Genomic DNA, 15,683 nt, shown 5'->3' on the forward strand with positions numbered 1-15,683 from the left:
GGCGGTCAGGCGCTCCAGAGCGCGGGGACGAGCACCCAGAGCACCTCGGCGCCGTCGTCGGTGAGCACGCGCCAGCTGTGCGGCTCGTGGCCGCTGAAGGTGAGGCTGTCCCCGGGGCCGAGCTGCCACTCCCGGTCGGAGAAGCGCACCTCGATCTCGCCGCGCAGGACGTGGAGCACGTCGACGTCCGCGGCCACCGCGTAGAGCTCCTCGCCGCCGTGGCCCCCGGTCCGGATGACGGAGCGGATGACCTGGACCCGCGACTCCGTGCGCGGCGAGAGCAGGCGCTCCTCCGTCTCCACGCCGCCGAGGTTGACCTTCGCGCCGGTGCCCGCGGGGACGAGCTGGACGTCGGGCTCCTCGAACAGCGAGCCGACCGGGATGGAGAGGACGTCGCACAGGCTGATCAGCGACGAGACGCTCGGGGAGGTCATGTCGCGCTCGACCCGGGAGAGGAAGCCCTTGGTCAGGCCGGTGATCTGCGCGACCTCGTCGATCGTGAGCTGCTGCGCCCGGCGCGCCGCGCGCAACCGCGGGCCGATGGCCACGCGGCGGTCGGCGGGTTCGAGGGGCATCGGGCGCATGGGACAACGGTAACCGGTCGGCGAACCTCCACCCCCGAATCGCGTGAGCGCGTTGACGGCGGCGGGATCGCGTTGTAGCCTCTCATGCAACAAAGGTTCCGTAACAGGAAACCCGCTCCACAGCTCAGCACCGCACCAAGGAGGTTGCATGCCGCAGAACGTCGGCCCCATCGACTCGTCGCGCACACCCCGCTACGCCGGCCGCGACGGCTTCGCCCGGCTGCCGCGCCTCGAGCAGGTGGGCCGCGCGGACATCGTCGTGGCGGGCGTCCCGTTCGACACCGGCGTCTCCTACCGGCCCGGTGCGCGCTTCGGGCCGAACCACATCCGGGAGGCCTCCCGCCTGCTCCGCCCGTACAACCCGGCGCTCGACGTCTCGCCGTTCGAGCTGACGCAGGTCGCCGACGCCGGCGACATCGCCGTCAACCCGTTCGACATCGCGGAGGCGATCGAGACCATCCAGTCGGCGGCCTACGACCTCACCGCCGACGGGACGCGCCTGGTCACCCTCGGCGGCGACCACACCATCTCCCTCCCGCTGCTGCGCGCCGCGGCCGAGCGGCACGGCCCGGTCGCCCTCCTGCACTTCGACGCGCACCTCGACACCTGGGACACCTACTTCGGCGCCGAGTTCACGCACGGTACGCCGTTCCGCCGGGCGGTCGAGGAGGGCATCCTCGACACCGAGGCGCTCAGCCACGTCGGCACCCGCGGCCCGCTCTACGGCAAGAAGGACCTCGACGACGACCACCGCTTCGGCTTCGGCATCGTCACGAGCGCCGACGTCTACCGGCAGGGCGTGGACGAGGTCGTGGCGAAGCTGCGCGACCGCATCGGCGACCGTCCGCTCTACCTCTCCATCGACATCGACGTGCTCGACCCCGCGCACGCGCCGGGCACCGGCACCCCGGAGGCCGGCGGCGTCACCAGCCGGGAGCTGCTGGAGATCATCCGCGGCTTCGTCGGCCTCAACCTGATCGGCGCGGACGTCGTGGAGGTCGCCCCGGCCTACGACCACGCCGAGCTCACCGGCGTGGCGGCCTCCCACCTCGCCTACGACCTGGTGTCGCTGCTCGCGCTGCGACACAGGGACACCGCCTCCCCGCTCTCCCGCTGAAAGTCACCCCCACCCCCGCCCGAAGAAAGGGATCCCCGCAATGTCCGACGACGACGTCACCGCTGCACTGAACCCCCGCCCGAAGATCACCGAGGTCGAGGCGCACGGCATCGACACCATCCCCGACGCCGACCGCACCTCCAACTGGCTCGACCTGGCCCGCATCCAGTTCGGCGGCGTGAACACGTTCGCCACCATCCTGCTCGGCACCTTCCCCATCGCGCTCGGGCTGTCGTTCTGGCAGGCCGTGGCCGCCACGGTGCTCGGCGTCGCCGTCGGCATCGCGTTCCTGGCTCCGATGGCGCTGTTCGGGCCGAAGACCGGGACGAACAACGCCGTCTCCTCCGGCGCCCTGTTCGGCGTGCGCGGCCGGATCGTCGGCTCGTTCCTGTCGCTGCTGACCGCCATCGCGTTCTACTCGATCTCGGTGTGGGTCTCCGGCGACGCCATCGTCGGCGCGCTGACCCGGCTCGCCGGGGTGCCCGACTCGATCGGGCTGCGGCTCGGCATCTACGCGATCATCGGCCTGATCGTGATCGTCGTGGTGATCTACGGCTACCAGTTCATGCTGCTGGTCAACAAGGTCGCGGTCTTCGCGAACACCGCCCTCATCCTGCTCGCCGTCGTGGCGTACTCCGGGGTGTTCGACGCCGGCTACGACCCCGGCACGAAGGCGCTGGCGATCGGAGGCGCGTTCTGGCCGACCTTCATCGCCGCGGCGCTCATCGTCATGGCCAACCCGATCTCGTTCGGCGCGTTCCTCGGCGACTGGTCGCGCTACATCCCGCGGGCGACCAAGCCGCGCAAGCTGATCGGCGCGACCATCCTCGGCCAGGGTCTCGGGCTCATCCCGCTGCTGTTCGGCGTCGCCACCGCCACCCTCGTGGTCGGCAAGGCGGACTACGTGGTCTCGCTCATCCACGTCTCGCCGCTCTGGTACGCGCTGCTGCTGCTCGTGGTGGCGTTCATCGGCGGCCTGTCGACCGGCACGACCTCCCTCTACGGCACCGGCCTGGACTTCTCGTCCGTCGTCCCGCGGTTCAGCCGGGTGCAGGCGACGATCTTCATCGGCACCATCGCGTTCCTCTTCATCCTGGTCGGGAGGCTCGTGTTCGACCTGCTCGGCACCGTGAACGCCTTCGTCGGCGCGATCGTCGTCACGACGACCCCGTGGATGGTCATCATGACCATCGGGTACGTCGTGCGGCGGGGCTTCTACGACCCGTCCGACCTCCAGGTGTTCAACCGCGGCGAGACCGGCGGCCGGTACTGGTTCGCGGCGGGTGTGAACTGGCGCGGGATGACGGCATGGATCGTCGCCGCTGTCGTCGGACTGCTGTTCGCCGACTACCCGCCGATCATCGTCGGGCCGTTCAGCGGCCTGGCCGGCGGGATCGACTTGAGCCTCCTGTCGAGCGTGGTCGTGGCCGGCGTCTTGTACGGGGCGCTGCTCGCGATCTTCCCGGAGCCGCGCTACGTGTTCGGCCCGGACGGCCCTCGCGGCGTGCGCTCGGCCGATGCGGTCGTGCCGGCCATCCACCTGGACGAGCGGTCGGCCGCGGCCCGCGCCCACGCGCGCCGGGCGAAGGGGCAGCGGCTGGACGGGCACACCTTCGAGCAGGAGGCCGGCGCATGAGCGAGCAGGAGGTCCTCGCCGCGGTCGACCGGATCGTCGACGACTTCGGCAACCACCGCCGCGACGCCTACTTCTCCGGCTTCGCCGACGACGCCAGCTTCGTCCTGCACACCCACCCCGTGCGACTGGAGTCGCGCGCCGAGTATGAGGCGGCCTGGGACGGCTGGGAGCGCGACGGCTTCCAGGTGCTCGCCTGCCGCTCGACCGGGCGGCGCGTGCAGTTCGCGGGCGACGATGTCGCGATCTTCACGCACGACGTGGAGACCGAACTCGCCGAGGGCGACGGTCGCACGACCGTGCGGGAGCGCGAGACCATCGTCATGCAGCGCCGCGACGGCGCGTGGACATGCGTGCACGAGCACCTGTCGCCGTGCGAGGCCCCCGATGCAGAGGAGTGACGGATGCCGGTGATCGACCTGAGCCACCCCATCCGCACCGGGATGACGGTCTTCCCCGGCGACCCGGCCGTCCGCGTGGAGCCGGCGGTGACGATCGCGGAGGCCGGGGTGAGCGTGCTCGGTCTGGAGCTCGGCAGCCACACCGGCACCCACATCGACGCGCCTTCCCACACGGTCGAGGGCGGTGCGACCATCGACGCTGTCGACCTCGGCCGGCTGATCGGGACCGCGCGCCTGGTCGACGTGGGCGGCCTCGCGCCGCGCACACGGATCCGCGTGGAGGACGTGCGCGAGGCACTGCGGGAGGTCGAGCCGGGCGACATCGTGCTCTTCCGCACCGGCTGGTCGGCGCAGTTCGACGAGCCCGGCTACCTCGACCACCCGTTCCTGGACGCCGGGATCGCCTCCGCTCTGCTCGACGCCGGCGTGACCGTGGTCGGCGTCGACGCGCTCAACCCGGACGAGACCGTGGCCGACGACCCGGCCCCTGCCTTGCCGTTCCACGACGTGTTCCTCGGCGCAGGGGGCCTCATCATCGAGAACCTGACCGGGCTCGACCGGGTGACGGCGCGCGCGCCACGGTTCGTGGGGCTGCCGCTGCCGATCGCGGGAGGCGACGGGGCGCCGCTGCGGGCGGTCGTGGTCGAGGAGTAGCCGGCACTCAGGCCGGCGTCCGGTCCTCCAACGCGGCCCGCACGTCCCGCAGCGCATCGGCCAGCAGCCGCGCGCGCTCGCCGGCGGACGCCAGGTGCGGCGACTCGGCCGAGTGGTCGTCGAGCTCCAGGTCACTGACCAGGCGGCGCAGCGCTCCGGCGAGGGCCCGGCCTCCCGACTCGAGCTGGGCGACGACCTCCGCGACCGACTCGCGGTCGAGGCGACCCGCGCCCGCCGCCTGCTCGACGCGGCACAGCGCTCGGCGGGCGTCCTCGGCGTCGCCGACCGCGGGGTGACGCCGGACCACCGTCTGCTGGGCTCCTCGCACGGCAGGATTCTCGTCCCGCCCGGTGAACGGACCGTGAACCCGCCGCCGTCGCTCTCCGCCCGGCGCGGACGACTCCTAGGATTGGTGGATGACCGACGACGCCGAGTCCGCCGAACGCACCGCGACGACGTGGATCGTCCTCGTCTACCGGGTGCCGTCCGAGCCGACCCGGCTGCGGGCCACCGTGTGGCGCCGGCTGAAGGCGCTCGGCGCGATCTACCTCCAGAACTCGGTCGCCGCGCTCCCCGACGACGTCGCGAGCGAGCGGGCGCTGCGCAAGCTGCGGCACGAGATCCTGGAGCTCGGCGGCACGGCCGCGCTCCTGCGGTCGGAGGTCCTCGCGGGCGACGCCGGCATCGTCGCGGCGTTCCAGGACGCGCGCACCGACGAGTACGAGGAGATCATCGACCGGTGCCAGGGCTTCCTCCGTGAGCTCGAGAAGGAGTACACGGAGTCGCACTTCAGCTACGCCGAGCTGGAGGAGAACGAGGTCGATTACACCAAGCTGGTCAACTGGCTGGAGAAGGTGCAGACCCGCGACCGCTTCGGGGCGCCGAAGCGCCCGGAGGCGGAGGAGGCCGTGGCGTCGTGCGCCGCAGCGCTGGAGGAATACGCCGCCCGCGTGTACGCGGAGGAGCCGGAGGGGCACTGATCCCTCAGCGCACCCCCGGCTCCGACCGGCTCGGGACTCAGCGCAGCGCGCGCCGGATGCCGTACGGGATGAGGATCAGCACCGCGAGCGGCATGACCACCCAGGCGCCTGCCCAGCCGCTGACCGCGAACGTGATCGCAAGCCCGACGGCCGTGCCCGCGGCGATCTGCCAGTCGTCGCCGACGATGAAGTCCCACCAGAACATCCCGAACGAGCGCAGCCCGCGGACGACCGCGTTCTGCCGCTGCGGCTGAGCGGCGGGAGCGGGAGCGGGCGACGCAGCGGCCTCCACCGCGTGTCCGTGACCGTCGACGGTCGTCGTGACGAGCACCGGCGCCGGCTCGGGAGCGGCCTGCTCACGACGGAGCCTGGCTGCCTTGCGGCGGCGCAGGGCGGCGACGAGCAGCAGCGCGAACACCGCGACGGCGGGGATGATCACCAGCAGCGCGAGGTCGGAGCCGGGCCAGACCGCGCCAGCGCCCTCCGCGCCCCAGAACAGTCCGAACGAGGTCAGCATCACGCCGACCACGAACTTCAGCGTGTTCTCCGGGACGCGCGACAGCGGCGCACGCACCGCCGCGCCGATGACGACCACCACGACGATGGCCGCGGCGGCGCCGAGGGAGGCCAGCCCGATCTGCTTCTGGTTCGCGCCGAAGGTGAGGACGATGAAGACGACCTCCAGCCCCTCCAGCAGCACGGCCTTGAACGACAGCGTGAAGGCGTACCAGTCGCTCACGCCGAGGCGGCTCTCCTTCCGGGCGGCGCGCGCCTCCTCCACCTCGCGCCGGTAGATGAGCGTCTCGTCGTGCAGGGCTTTGTAGCCACTCGCGCGGAGGACGGCCTTGCGGATCCACTGCATGCCGAAGACCAGCAGCAGGCCGCCGACGACCAGCCGGAGGAAGCCGAGCGGGATGAGCGTGATCGCCGGGCCGACGACGGCGACGATGACGGCGAGCACGAGCACGCCGACCACCGTCCCGGTCAGCGCTGAACGCCAGTTGCGGGTGGCGCCGGCGGCGAGCACGATCGTGGTCGCCTCGACGGCTTCGACCAGGCACGCCAGGAAGACGGCGATGACCAAGGCGAGTGAGTTCACGGGGGTCCTTCCGAGGGAGTTACTAGAGATTGTAACGGCCGTTAGTTCGAATGTGTGACGGAGTAAGGAAACGCGTGGCAGCCATCCGGGTCTATCGCGATGCGCGACTGCTCCCCGCGCTGGCGCGCCTCCGCGGAGAAGACGCCGGTGATCCGGCCGACCGGGGTCTCCACGACGTGCTCGTAGCCCCGGCCGCGGTACGCGATGTCCACCACGACGGCGGGCAGCGCGTGGCCGGCGTCGTCGGGCGCGTCGGCGAAGACCGTGCCGGTCGGGCGCACCAGCACCTCGACGTCGTCGCCGGGCTGGAGGCCGCGCCCACCCGCCGCCGCGACCAGCGTGTGGTCGCCGGTGAGGACGACCACCGCGTCGCCGCGGCGCTCCCGGACGATGCCGCGCACGCTGCCCGCGATCCCGGTGAAGCGCGCCGCGAAGCCCGTCGCCGGGCGCCGGTAGAGCTGCTCCGGCGTCGCGAGCTGTTCGAGCCGTCCGGCGTTGAGCAGGCCGATCCGGTCGGCGAGGGCCATCGCCTCCGACTGGTCGTGCGTGATGTAGACCGCGGTCGCGCCCGTGGAGCGGGTCAGCGTCGCGATCTCCACGCGCAGCCGCTCCCGGAGGTCGGCGTCCAGGTTCGACAGCGGCTCATCGAAGAGGATGAGCCGCGGGCGCCCGGCGAGGGCACGGGCGAGCGCGACGCGCTGCTGCTGCCCGCCGGACAGCTCGTGCGGGTAGCGCTCCTCCTTGCCGTCGAGGCCGACGCTCCCGATCGCCTCCAGCGCGCGCCGGCGGACCTCCGCCGACGAGTGCGAGCCGCGGCGGAGGGCGTACGACACGTTCTGGAGCACGGTCAGGTGCGGCCAGAGTGCGTAGTCCTGGAACACCATCGCGAGATCGCGCCGCTCCGGAGGGACGTGCCGGCGGCCGTCGGCGATGAGCCGCTCGCCGAAGCGCACCGTGCCCGCGTCGAACCGCTCGACGCCGGCCAGCCCGCGCAGCAGCGTCGACTTGCCCGAGCCGCTCGGCCCGAGCAGGACGAGGAAGCCGCCCGGCTCGATGTCGAGGTCCATCCCGCTCAGCGCCTGCACCGCGCCGTACCGGCGCTCCGCTCCCCGCACCGACACCGCGTGCCCGTGCGCCTCCGTCGCCCGCGCGTCCCGCGCCGGCCTCGTATCGATCGCCGTCATCGTGCCTCTCCGATCGCGCGCCAGCCCGCGGGTGCGAGCAGGCGGAACAGTCCGAATCCCAGGGCGACGACGACCAGGGCGCTGGCGATGGCGATGACTTGCATCGCCGTCCCGCCGCCGAAGTCGTACTTGCCGAGGGCGTTCTCGATCCCGACCGCGATCGGCTGCGAGCCCGCGGGGCTCAGGAGCTGCGACACCGGCAGTTCGAGGAGCGCGGCCGCGTAGGTGAGCAGCCAGGCGCTGAGCAGGGGCCGCGCCAGCACCGGGAGGCCGACCCCGAGCCACGAGCGCAGCGGGCCGCGGCCGTGCACCCGCGACGCGTGCACCACCGAGTCCTGGAGCTGGCCGACCGAGCCGACCAGCACGCGCGTGGTCGATGGCAGCGCCGACGCCAGATACGCGAGGAGCAGCAGCGCGGTGGTGCCGTACAGGCGCACGCCGGCCGCGTTCACCGCCGGGAGGTTGTAGGCGAAGATGTAGCCCGCCGCGAAGACGATGCCGGGCAGCGCGACCGCCGCGAGCAGCACGAAGTCCAGCAGTCTCCCGCTCAGTGCAGATCCCTTGCGCGCGAGCACCCGGGCGCAGAGCGCCGCCATCACCGTGGCGACCGTCGCCGTCGCCACCGCGCAGCCCGCCGAGAACAGCAGCGGTCCGGACAGGTCGGGGCTGGTGAGCACGCGCTGGTAGTTCGCGAAGTCCCACTGGTGCGTTCCGGTGAGGCTGCCCAGCCCGTCGATCATGGAGGCTGACACCGCGCCGAACGCGGGGACACCGAGCGCGACCGCGGCGAAGAGCATCAGCCCTGCGAGCCAGGCGACCGTCGCCGGGACGCCGAGGCGGCGGCGGGCGGGCCTCCGGCTGCGGCCGCCCAGAGTCTGGTAACTGCGCCCGCGCAGGGCCGCGTTCTGGAGCACGAGGGCGAGCACGATGAGACCGAGCAGGATCCAGCTCACGGCCGCCGCGACCGGGAACTGCGCGGGGAAGGCCTGGACCGCCGTGTAGATCGCGCCGGTCGCGACCGGGAAGTGCGCGAGGCTCGTCAGCGTCGCCGCGACGCCGTAGTCGCTGATGGACTCGGCGAACACGATGGCCAGCGCGGACCAGACCGCCGGCGCGATCAGCGCGACGACGATCCGCCCGGCGGCCAGCCGGCTGCCACCGTGGACACGGGAGGCCTCCACGTACTCGTCGCCGAGACCGCGGAGCGCGTTGGAGATCGTGAGGTAGGCGAACGGCACGCCCTTCACCGTGAGGATGAGCGCGATGCCGGCCGGCCCGTAGAAGACATCGCGCGCCCAGGGCGCGTCGAGGACGAGGATGGCCAGCACGCCGTTCGGCTCGAGCAGCCGCTCCCAGCCGAGCGCGATGAGGTACGACGGCATCAGCAGGATCGCGAAGGCGACGCCGGTCCAGATCTGCCGCAGCGGCACGGTGGTGCGGTGCACCGCCCACGCGAGCGCGAAGCCGATCGAGACGCCGACCACGGCGGCGACGACGCCGAGCGCCACCGAGTCGGCGAACGCCTGCAGCAGCGGCCCGGACATCGCCTGCCGGAAGGCGTCGAGACTGAACCAGGCGGTGCCCTGACCCAGCAGCGCCGGGCTGAACGCGACCGCGAGGAACAGCGCAATCGGGAGGACGAGGATGAGGACGACGACCAGCCACAGCGCCGTCAGCGGACTGGGCCGCGGGATCGCCCTGCGCCGGGCCGGGGCCTCACGGGACGGCGGAGCGCCGTCCTCCCGCAACTGCGGGAGGACGGCCCCACCGGTCCGCTCGGCCGTCTCGACCGTGTCGAACACGAGCATGCGCGTCGGACGTCTACTTGATGGCGCCGTCGAACCAGGTCACGACCTGGGACTGCAGCGGGCCCCAGAACACCGGGTCGATCTGCTGGTAGGCCGACGGGAAGGCAGGCACCCCGGTCGCCGGGTCCACGCCCGTCACGACCGGCCAGTACAGCGAGTCGCCGGTCGGGTCGCCGCCCTGCATCACCTTCTGGCCCTCGGCCGAGGTGACGTAGTCGATGAACTGCTTCGCCTCGGACTGCTGGACGGAGCTCGCGCCCTTGTCGATCGCGATGGCGGTCGGCAGCAGCGTCGACTTGGGAAGGTAGACGACTTTGGGCTGGAAGTTCGCGGAGGCCTTCACTTTGGCGACCTCGCCGAGCGCGGCCGAGCTCTGGATGAGGCCGTAGTCGATCTGGCCGGTCTCCAGCGCGTGCAGGGTGTCGCCATTGGTCGGGAAGACCTTGAGGCCGTTGGCCTTGAGCTTGGTGAGGTACGCCTCGCCGGCCTTCACGCCGCCGGACTTTCCGCCGAGCTGGTTCATCAGGCCCGCGATGAACGGGTAGGTCGGGCCGGACTGCGACGGGTCGTTCATGCCGATCTTGCCCTGGTAGGCGCCGGTCAGGAGGTCGTCGTAGCTCGTCGGCACCGCGGAGGTCTTGGCGGCGTTGTAGATCAGCGCGGCCATGACGGTGGTGCCGGTCGGCGTGTAGCTGTGGTCGGCCGGGACGACGGTCTTGCCCGCGTCGGTGTAGGTCGCCTTCGGCGTGTACGGCGCGAGGAGGCCCTGCTGGTCGAGCGAGGAGAAGGCGGTGTCCCCGTCCACCCACAGCATCGACCACTGCGGGTTGTTCTTCTCCGCCGAGATCTTGGTGAGGAGGGGGCCGGTGCTGTCGTCGACGACCTTCACCTCGATCCCGGTCTTCTTCGTGAACGCCTTGGCGACGTCGGAGTCGTAGCCGACGGCCGCATAGAGAACCAGGGGCTGCTTGCTGGAGGAGTCCGCAGCGCCGGCGGTGGCGGAGCATCCGGCGAGTGCTGCGATGGCGGCGCCGGCGACCGCGGCAGCGGTCACAGTACGCATCCGACGTACGTTCATTTGAGTCTCCACATGGTGTTCGATTGGCTTTGTAACGACGGTTAGAAGTTAGAGCTGTCGAATGACACGTATGGGACGCGAGGCTGAACGGTGCGTGAACGGCGAAGCCCCGCGGCGATCGGCCGCGGGGCTCCGGTGGAGGTGTAGGCGCTAGGCCGCGACGCGGCGCCCGCTGCCGGCGAACACGCGCGCGGCGACGAGGTTCCAGAGTCCGGCGAAGAGCAGGACTCCGGCGACACCGTTGAGCACGCCGCCGATCACGTCGGTCCCGTAGTGGACGCCGACGTACAGGCGCGACCACATCACGACGGCGACGAAGACCGCGCCCACCACGATGACGATCGTGCGGGCGAGCGTGCCGCGGCACACCATCGCGAGCGCCGTCACGAGCGCGGCGGCGAAGACCACGTGCCCGCTCGGGTAGCTGAGCGTCGCCGGGTTCACGTGCAGCAGGTGGGTCAGGCCGGCCGTCGTCGGGCGCGGCTGGGCGACGACGGCCTTCACGATCAGCGTGGTGAGCCAACCGAGGCCGGTGACGACGACGGCGCCGAGGGCGAGCCGCCAGCCCTTCACGAACAGCAGGATCACGAAGGTGATCACGAGGATGACCGCGACGATCGTCGGCCTGTCGAGCTGGTCGAGCAGCAGGGCGACCTTGTCGAGCAGCGACGAGTTCATCTTGTTGACCGCGGCGTCCAGCGACTCGAAGCGGAGGGCGACGACCCACTTGGCGGCGAAGCCGAGCGCGAAGGTCAGGACGAACAGGACGACGGTCCAGACGATCCAGTGTCGGGGGATGCGGAGCTGGGCGGGCTTCACGAGACGGGTCTCCTTTCGGGGGGACGTCTCAGTCAAGCACTTTTCGGCTCAGCAACCTCTAAGAGACCACGGAGAAACGTGGCGCGTCTCTCAGGCGACCTTGGCCGGGCGCGTGTTGACGACCTCCGCGTGAGCGTCGATGAATGTGTGGACGCTCTCGCTGATGTGGTACTGCGTGTGCGACAGGCGCTCGTCGTGTGCGCGCACCAGGTCGCGCGCGGCTGCGCGGCGGGAGCGGACGCCCGCCAGCGCGACCGTCGCGCAGATCAGCACGGCCACCGCGACCGCGACCGCCACTGCGTCGGCGAGCAGCAGCCAGCCGGCCGGGAGGTGCGCCGCCGCTGCGAAGCCCGCGGCCACGGCGACCGCCGCCAGCAGGGAGCCCGAGACCAGGACGGTGCGGCGGGCGAGTGCCCACGGGCTCGAGGCGAGCAGCGCGGAGGCCGCAACGATCTCCCGCTCCTGCTGGCGGCGGCGTTCCTTGGCCCAGTGCAGGTCGCGTTCGTGGCGGCGGGCGAGCCGCTGCGCGTCGTCGTGGGCGCGGTTGTAGGAGGTGTGCTGGTTCACAGACGTGTCCTTCGAGTAGACGTGGCTGTCCCGTGTCTGGGCGTAGCCAAGTGCTGTGGTGCGGTGTGCTGTGGTGCGGCGCGGCGCGAGCTGCCGCGCGGGGCTCAGTGCGTCGGCGTGGTGACGACCGACGAGGAGCCGGTCGGCAGCGACGACACCGAGCCGAGCGTCGGCGCGCCGCCGAAGGCCGGGGCCGATACGACGGGCGACGGCACGTGCGCGGGCGGCGGGGTCAGCGCGACGACCGGGGCGAGCGCGGGCGAGGAGGGGGTGGCCGGGGCGGCGGGCGCGGCGGTCTCGGTGGCGTCCGCGGAGCGTCGTCCGCTCGGGGCGGGCAGCGACTCGGGGGCGCGGAGGCCGATGTCGGAGAGCGTGCTCTCCGTCCAGCCGGCGCGCTGCGCGGTCTGCCAGGCGCCGAGGTAGTCGGAGATGGCGGTGTCGAGGTCGTTCAGTCGCTTGGCGAGGTCGCGGACCGCGTCGAGGCGGGCGGTGATCTCGGACTCGAGGAGCACGTGCGCGCGCTCCGCGGCCTTTTCGGGGTCAACAGTGGTACCGAATGTCGGGTTCATGGTACGTCCTTCAGCTTGCGTCGGGTCGGTGCGAAAGGCTGTTACTGCGACGCTGCGATGCGTCACGCCGAGCATAGCCAGAAAGACCGTTCTGTGGGTCATTTGGAGGACACGAATCTGTCCCCCAATCCGGGCGACACGATCACGGCGTGTCGCGACCCCCGCGGGCGTCTCAGGGACGCAAGAGCACCTTGCCGGTGCGGCCGGAACGGGTGGCGACCTCCACGGCCTCCCGCACCTGGTCGAACCCGAAAACAGCCTCCACCGGCAGCGTGATCGCTCCCGTCGCGGCGGCGCGGATCAGCTCGCCGAAGAGCTCCGCGCGCTTGCCCGGCTCCATCGAGGAGCTCACCTTGCTGCCCCAGAAGCCCTTGACCAGAATCTGCCGGAAGATCAGGTCGCCGGACGACAGCCGCAGCGGCTCGCCCGCGGTGGAGCCGAACGACACGAGCGTGCCGCCGTCGGAGACGAGGGCGAGCAGGTCGCCGCTCGATTCGCCGCCGATGGAGTCGACCGCGACCGCGATCGGCGCGCCGTCCGCAAGGGCGCGGACACGGTCACGCCAGCCGTCGGCGCCGGTCACGACCAGGTTCGGGATGCCCTGCGCCGCCAGTCCGTCGGCGTCGTGTTGCCTGCGCACCAGCCCGATGACCTTCTCGTCGCGGGTCGCCGCGAACTGCGCGAGCAGCCGCCCGACCGCGCCGTTGGCCGCGTTCTGCAGGATGATCTCCCCCGGCTTCACGTCGAGGTAGTCGAGCAGGCTGAGCGCGCTGAACGGCATCGCGACGAGCTGGGAGGCCACCTCGTCGCTCAGTCCGTCCGGCACCGGGATGAGCGCCCCGGCGGGCGCGACGAAGGCTTCCGCCCAGACGCCGAACGTGCCGCCGGTGACGACGCGCTGCCCGACGGCGAGCGCCGTGACGCCGTCGCCGACCGCGTCCACGACGCCGACGGCCTCCGTCCCGGAGCCGGCCGGCAGCGACGGCTTGAAACCGTACGTGCCGCGGATGGTCCACAGGTCGTGGTTGTGGATGGGCGAGAGGACGGTGCGCACGCGCACCTGTCCCGCTCCCGGTTCGGGGAGCGGCCGCTCCTCCACCTTCAGGACCCGTGCCGGGTCGCCGAACTCGTCCTGGACGATCGCGCGCATGGGGTCCATGCTAGGCGCGCGACGCCGCCCCCGAGAAGGCCCGCTCCAGCAGCCCGTCGTACTCGCGCTTGGCGTCGTCGTGCACGCGCGCGCCGTCGGGGGTGATGCCGACGAACAGGGCGCGGCGGTCGTAGTCGCAGGTGTTGCGCTCGACCAGCCCGGCTTTGACCAGGCGCTCCACGATCCGGGAAAGGGCGCTCTGGGTCATCGGGGTGAGGTCGACCAGGTTGCGCATGGTGCACGACTCATTGGCGTAGCCGGCGACGAGGTCGAGCACCTCGTACTCACTGAGGCCGAGCTGGTGGCTCTGCTGGAGGGTGCGCTCCAACTCCGCGGCGGTGCTCAGGTAGAGGCCCTGCAACTCGCGCCAGCGGGCCGAGACGTCGACCGGTTCGTTCACGGGTGCAATGATACGCCCGCTTTCTTGCGAACTACATGAATGTGCATACTTTGCTGACACAATCTATTCCGTGTCATAGACTTGCGCTCGTGCTGAACTCCGACACCGCCTCCCGCCCCGCCGTCCGGCCGTCGCCGCCCTCGAAGTCCACCCCGGCCATCCGCTGGAGCCGCGCCCGCTGGCTGCTGCTCTTCGCGACCTGCATCGTGATCGCCCTCGACGGCCTCGACGTGTCGATGGTGGGCGTCGCCCTCCCCTCGATCGGCAAGGAGCTCGGCCTCCAGCCGGGCGCGCTGCAGTGGATCGTGTCGGGCTACGTGCTCGGCTACGGCAGCCTCCTGCTGCTCGGCGGGCGCCTGGCCGACCTCCTCGGCCGGCGTACAGTGCTCCTCGTCGCGCTGAGCGTGTTCACCGTCGCCTCCCTCGCCGGCGGCCTCTCGATGGACGCGGGCCTCCTCATCGCCAGCCGGTTCGTCAAGGGCGTCGCGGCCGCCTTCACCGCACCCGCCGCGTTCTCGCTGATCACGACCAACTTCGAGGAGGGGCCGCAGCGCAACAAGGCCATCTCGATCTTCACGACGTTCGCGGCGAGCGGCTTCTCGCTCGGCCTGATCATGAGCGGTCTGATGACGTCGCTGAGCTGGCGCTGGACCTTCCTCTTCTCCGTTCCGCTCGCCGTCCTCGCCCTGGTGCTCGGCGTCCTCTTCGTGCCGAAGGACGCCCGGGAGCGGGGCGCCGGTCACGACGTGCTCGGCGCGATCCTGCTGGCGGCCGGGATGCTGCTCCTCGTCTACACAGTGGTCTCCGCGCCCGGCGCCGGCTGGGGTTCGCTGCCGACCGTGCTCGGTTTCGTCGTCGCCGGTGCGCTGCTCGCCGCGTTCGTGATCCTGGAGCTGCGGGTGCGGCATCCGCTCGTCCGGTTCGGGATCTTCCGGGTCGCATCGGTGCTGCGGGCGAACCTCACCGCGATCACGCTGTTCGGCTCGTACGTGTCGTTCCAGTTCGTGCTCACGCTCTACCTGCAGGACGTCCTCGGCTGGTCGCCGCTCGGCATGGCGCTCGCTCTGCTGCCGACCGGGCTGGTGGTCGTCGCGAGCGCGCCGTTCACCGACCGCCTGATCGACCGCTTCGGGCCGACCGTGCTGATCATCGTCGGCCTGGGCTCGCTCTCCGCCGGCTACCTGCTGTTCCTCCGCCTGGGCACCGCCCCGGTCTACTGGCTGGACGTGCTGCCGCCTGTCGTACTGCTCGGCGTCGGCTTCGGGATCGGCTTCCCGGCGATCCAGGTGCAGGCGACGACGGGCGTGCACGACGACGAGCAGGGCCTCGCGGCCGGGCTCGTGCAGACCAGCTCCCAGGTCGGCGGCGCGCTCGCGTTGGCGGTCACGACGGCGCTGATCGCGGGAGGCTCCGCACACGCGGCGGGAGGTCCGGCCGGCCTCGCGGAGCAGCTCGCGCACTACCGCCCCGGCCTGTACCTGAGCGCGGGGCTCGCGCTCGCCGGGCTCCTCATCGCGGCGCTCCCGCGCCGCCGCCGCCGCCTCCTCCTCCCTCTGGCGCCCACCCCCAACCCCTGACCGCGCGCTGACTACACAAGCATCGAGGGGCACGTCGTTGTCACTTTCGGGCCTCCGAAACGA

The 15,683-nt window shown here is 71.6% G+C and carries 17 protein-coding genes; 6 read left to right on the top strand and 11 right to left on the bottom strand.

The genetic code is table 11. The annotated features are described in order from the left end of the window. Window positions 1–5: 5 nt before the first annotated feature. A complete protein-coding gene (locus ABH923_RS08495; protein ID WP_370054921.1) occupies window positions 6–584 on the bottom strand; it encodes a helix-turn-helix domain-containing protein in 579 nt (192 codons plus the stop codon). Between the two features lie 148 nt (window positions 585–732). On the opposite strand from ABH923_RS08495, the gene speB reads away from it, so the two are divergent. From speB to ABH923_RS08515, 4 genes are read left to right on the top strand one after another with little or no spacing between them, the layout of a single operon-like run. Continuing rightward, on the top strand, window positions 733–1,701 hold the full coding sequence (gene speB, locus ABH923_RS08500) for an agmatinase (protein ID WP_370054922.1): 969 nt from the start codon (window positions 733–735) through the stop codon (window positions 1,699–1,701). A 40-nt stretch (window positions 1,702–1,741) separates the two neighbouring features. Further along, entirely contained in the window at window positions 1,742–3,337 is a 1,596-nt protein-coding gene (locus tag ABH923_RS08505; RefSeq protein WP_370054923.1) for a cytosine permease, read from the top strand. Beyond that, window positions 3,334–3,735, top strand: coding sequence for a nuclear transport factor 2 family protein (locus tag ABH923_RS08510; RefSeq protein WP_370054924.1), 402 nt, complete (start codon window positions 3,334–3,336; stop codon window positions 3,733–3,735). Before ABH923_RS08505 ends, ABH923_RS08510 begins: the two co-directional genes overlap by 4 nt. A 3-nt stretch (window positions 3,736–3,738) precedes the next feature. Continuing rightward, on the top strand, window positions 3,739–4,389 hold the full coding sequence (locus ABH923_RS08515; RefSeq protein ID WP_370054926.1) for a cyclase family protein: 651 nt from the start codon (window positions 3,739–3,741) through the stop codon (window positions 4,387–4,389). Between the two features lie 7 nt (window positions 4,390–4,396). Here the strand turns inward: ABH923_RS08515 and ABH923_RS08520 are convergent, their stop codons facing one another. Next, entirely contained in the window at window positions 4,397–4,717 is a 321-nt protein-coding gene (locus ABH923_RS08520) for a hypothetical protein (RefSeq protein ID WP_370054928.1), read from the bottom strand. 88 nt (window positions 4,718–4,805) lie between these two features. Here ABH923_RS08520 and ABH923_RS08525 point away from each other — a divergent pair, with 88 nt between their 5' ends. Then, entirely contained in the window at window positions 4,806–5,369 is a 564-nt protein-coding gene (locus tag ABH923_RS08525; protein WP_370054929.1) for a Chromate resistance protein ChrB, read from the top strand. Between the two features lie 37 nt (window positions 5,370–5,406). Here the strand turns inward: ABH923_RS08525 and ABH923_RS08530 are convergent, their stop codons facing one another. From ABH923_RS08530 to ABH923_RS08570, 9 genes are all read right to left on the bottom strand, one after another. Further along, on the bottom strand, window positions 5,407–6,468 hold the full coding sequence (locus tag ABH923_RS08530; RefSeq protein WP_370054930.1) for a COG4280 domain-containing protein: 1,062 nt from the start codon (window positions 6,466–6,468) through the stop codon (window positions 5,407–5,409). A 41-nt stretch (window positions 6,469–6,509) separates the two neighbouring features. Continuing rightward, complete coding sequence (locus ABH923_RS08535; protein WP_370054931.1) at window positions 6,510–7,652, bottom strand: ABC transporter ATP-binding protein; 1,143 nt, start codon at window positions 7,650–7,652, stop codon at window positions 6,510–6,512. Beyond that, entirely contained in the window at window positions 7,649–9,460 is a 1,812-nt protein-coding gene (locus ABH923_RS08540) for an ABC transporter permease (RefSeq protein ID WP_370054932.1), read from the bottom strand. The genes ABH923_RS08535 and ABH923_RS08540 overlap by 4 nt, the downstream gene beginning before the upstream one ends. Window positions 9,461–9,473: 13 nt before the next feature. Next, window positions 9,474–10,523, bottom strand: coding sequence for an ABC transporter substrate-binding protein (locus tag ABH923_RS08545; RefSeq protein WP_370054933.1), 1,050 nt, complete (start codon window positions 10,521–10,523; stop codon window positions 9,474–9,476). A 165-nt stretch (window positions 10,524–10,688) separates the two neighbouring features. Then, window positions 10,689–11,357, bottom strand: coding sequence for a phosphatase PAP2 family protein (locus ABH923_RS08550; protein WP_370054934.1), 669 nt, complete (start codon window positions 11,355–11,357; stop codon window positions 10,689–10,691). 90 nt (window positions 11,358–11,447) lie between these two features. Beyond that, window positions 11,448–11,924, bottom strand: coding sequence for a hypothetical protein (locus ABH923_RS08555; RefSeq protein WP_370054935.1), 477 nt, complete (start codon window positions 11,922–11,924; stop codon window positions 11,448–11,450). 104 nt (window positions 11,925–12,028) lie between these two features. After that, entirely contained in the window at window positions 12,029–12,493 is a 465-nt protein-coding gene (locus tag ABH923_RS08560) for a hypothetical protein (protein ID WP_370054936.1), read from the bottom strand. Window positions 12,494–12,665: 172 nt separating this feature from the next. Continuing rightward, window positions 12,666–13,643, bottom strand: coding sequence for a zinc-binding dehydrogenase (locus tag ABH923_RS08565; protein WP_370054937.1), 978 nt, complete (start codon window positions 13,641–13,643; stop codon window positions 12,666–12,668). A 10-nt stretch (window positions 13,644–13,653) separates the two neighbouring features. Then, complete coding sequence (locus tag ABH923_RS08570) at window positions 13,654–14,043, bottom strand: MarR family winged helix-turn-helix transcriptional regulator (RefSeq protein ID WP_370054938.1); 390 nt, start codon at window positions 14,041–14,043, stop codon at window positions 13,654–13,656. Window positions 14,044–14,132: 89 nt separating this feature from the next. Here ABH923_RS08570 and ABH923_RS08575 point away from each other — a divergent pair, with 89 nt between their 5' ends. Continuing rightward, on the top strand, window positions 14,133–15,620 hold the full coding sequence (locus tag ABH923_RS08575; protein WP_370054939.1) for an MFS transporter: 1,488 nt from the start codon (window positions 14,133–14,135) through the stop codon (window positions 15,618–15,620). The last annotated feature ends 63 nt before the right edge of the window (window positions 15,621–15,683 follow it).

Origin of the sequence: Leifsonia sp. EB41 (assembly GCF_041262565.1) — a bacterium.
Classification (GTDB): domain Bacteria; phylum Actinomycetota; class Actinomycetes; order Actinomycetales; family Microbacteriaceae; genus Leifsonia.

What these genes read in the sequence shown, in the direction of transcription:
- ABH923_RS08495 (WP_370054921.1), bottom strand. Translation starts at nt 584, where the DNA reads ATGCGCCCGATGCCCCTCGAACCCGCCGACCGCCGCGTGGCCATCGGC.
- speB (WP_370054922.1), top strand. Translation starts at nt 733, where the DNA reads ATGCCGCAGAACGTCGGCCCCATCGACTCGTCGCGCACACCCCGCTAC.
- ABH923_RS08505 (WP_370054923.1), top strand. Translation starts at nt 1,742, where the DNA reads ATGTCCGACGACGACGTCACCGCTGCACTGAACCCCCGCCCGAAGATC.
- ABH923_RS08510 (WP_370054924.1), top strand. Translation starts at nt 3,334, where the DNA reads ATGAGCGAGCAGGAGGTCCTCGCCGCGGTCGACCGGATCGTCGACGAC.
- ABH923_RS08515 (WP_370054926.1), top strand. Translation starts at nt 3,739, where the DNA reads ATGCCGGTGATCGACCTGAGCCACCCCATCCGCACCGGGATGACGGTC.
- ABH923_RS08525 (WP_370054929.1), top strand. Translation starts at nt 4,806, where the DNA reads ATGACCGACGACGCCGAGTCCGCCGAACGCACCGCGACGACGTGGATC.
- ABH923_RS08535 (WP_370054931.1), bottom strand. Translation starts at nt 7,652, where the DNA reads ATGACGGCGATCGATACGAGGCCGGCGCGGGACGCGCGGGCGACGGAG.
- ABH923_RS08540 (WP_370054932.1), bottom strand. Translation starts at nt 9,460, where the DNA reads ATGCTCGTGTTCGACACGGTCGAGACGGCCGAGCGGACCGGTGGGGCC.
- ABH923_RS08545 (WP_370054933.1), bottom strand. Translation starts at nt 10,523, where the DNA reads ATGCGTACTGTGACCGCTGCCGCGGTCGCCGGCGCCGCCATCGCAGCA.
- ABH923_RS08560 (WP_370054936.1), bottom strand. Translation starts at nt 12,493, where the DNA reads ATGAACCCGACATTCGGTACCACTGTTGACCCCGAAAAGGCCGCGGAG.
- ABH923_RS08565 (WP_370054937.1), bottom strand. Translation starts at nt 13,643, where the DNA reads ATGCGCGCGATCGTCCAGGACGAGTTCGGCGACCCGGCACGGGTCCTG.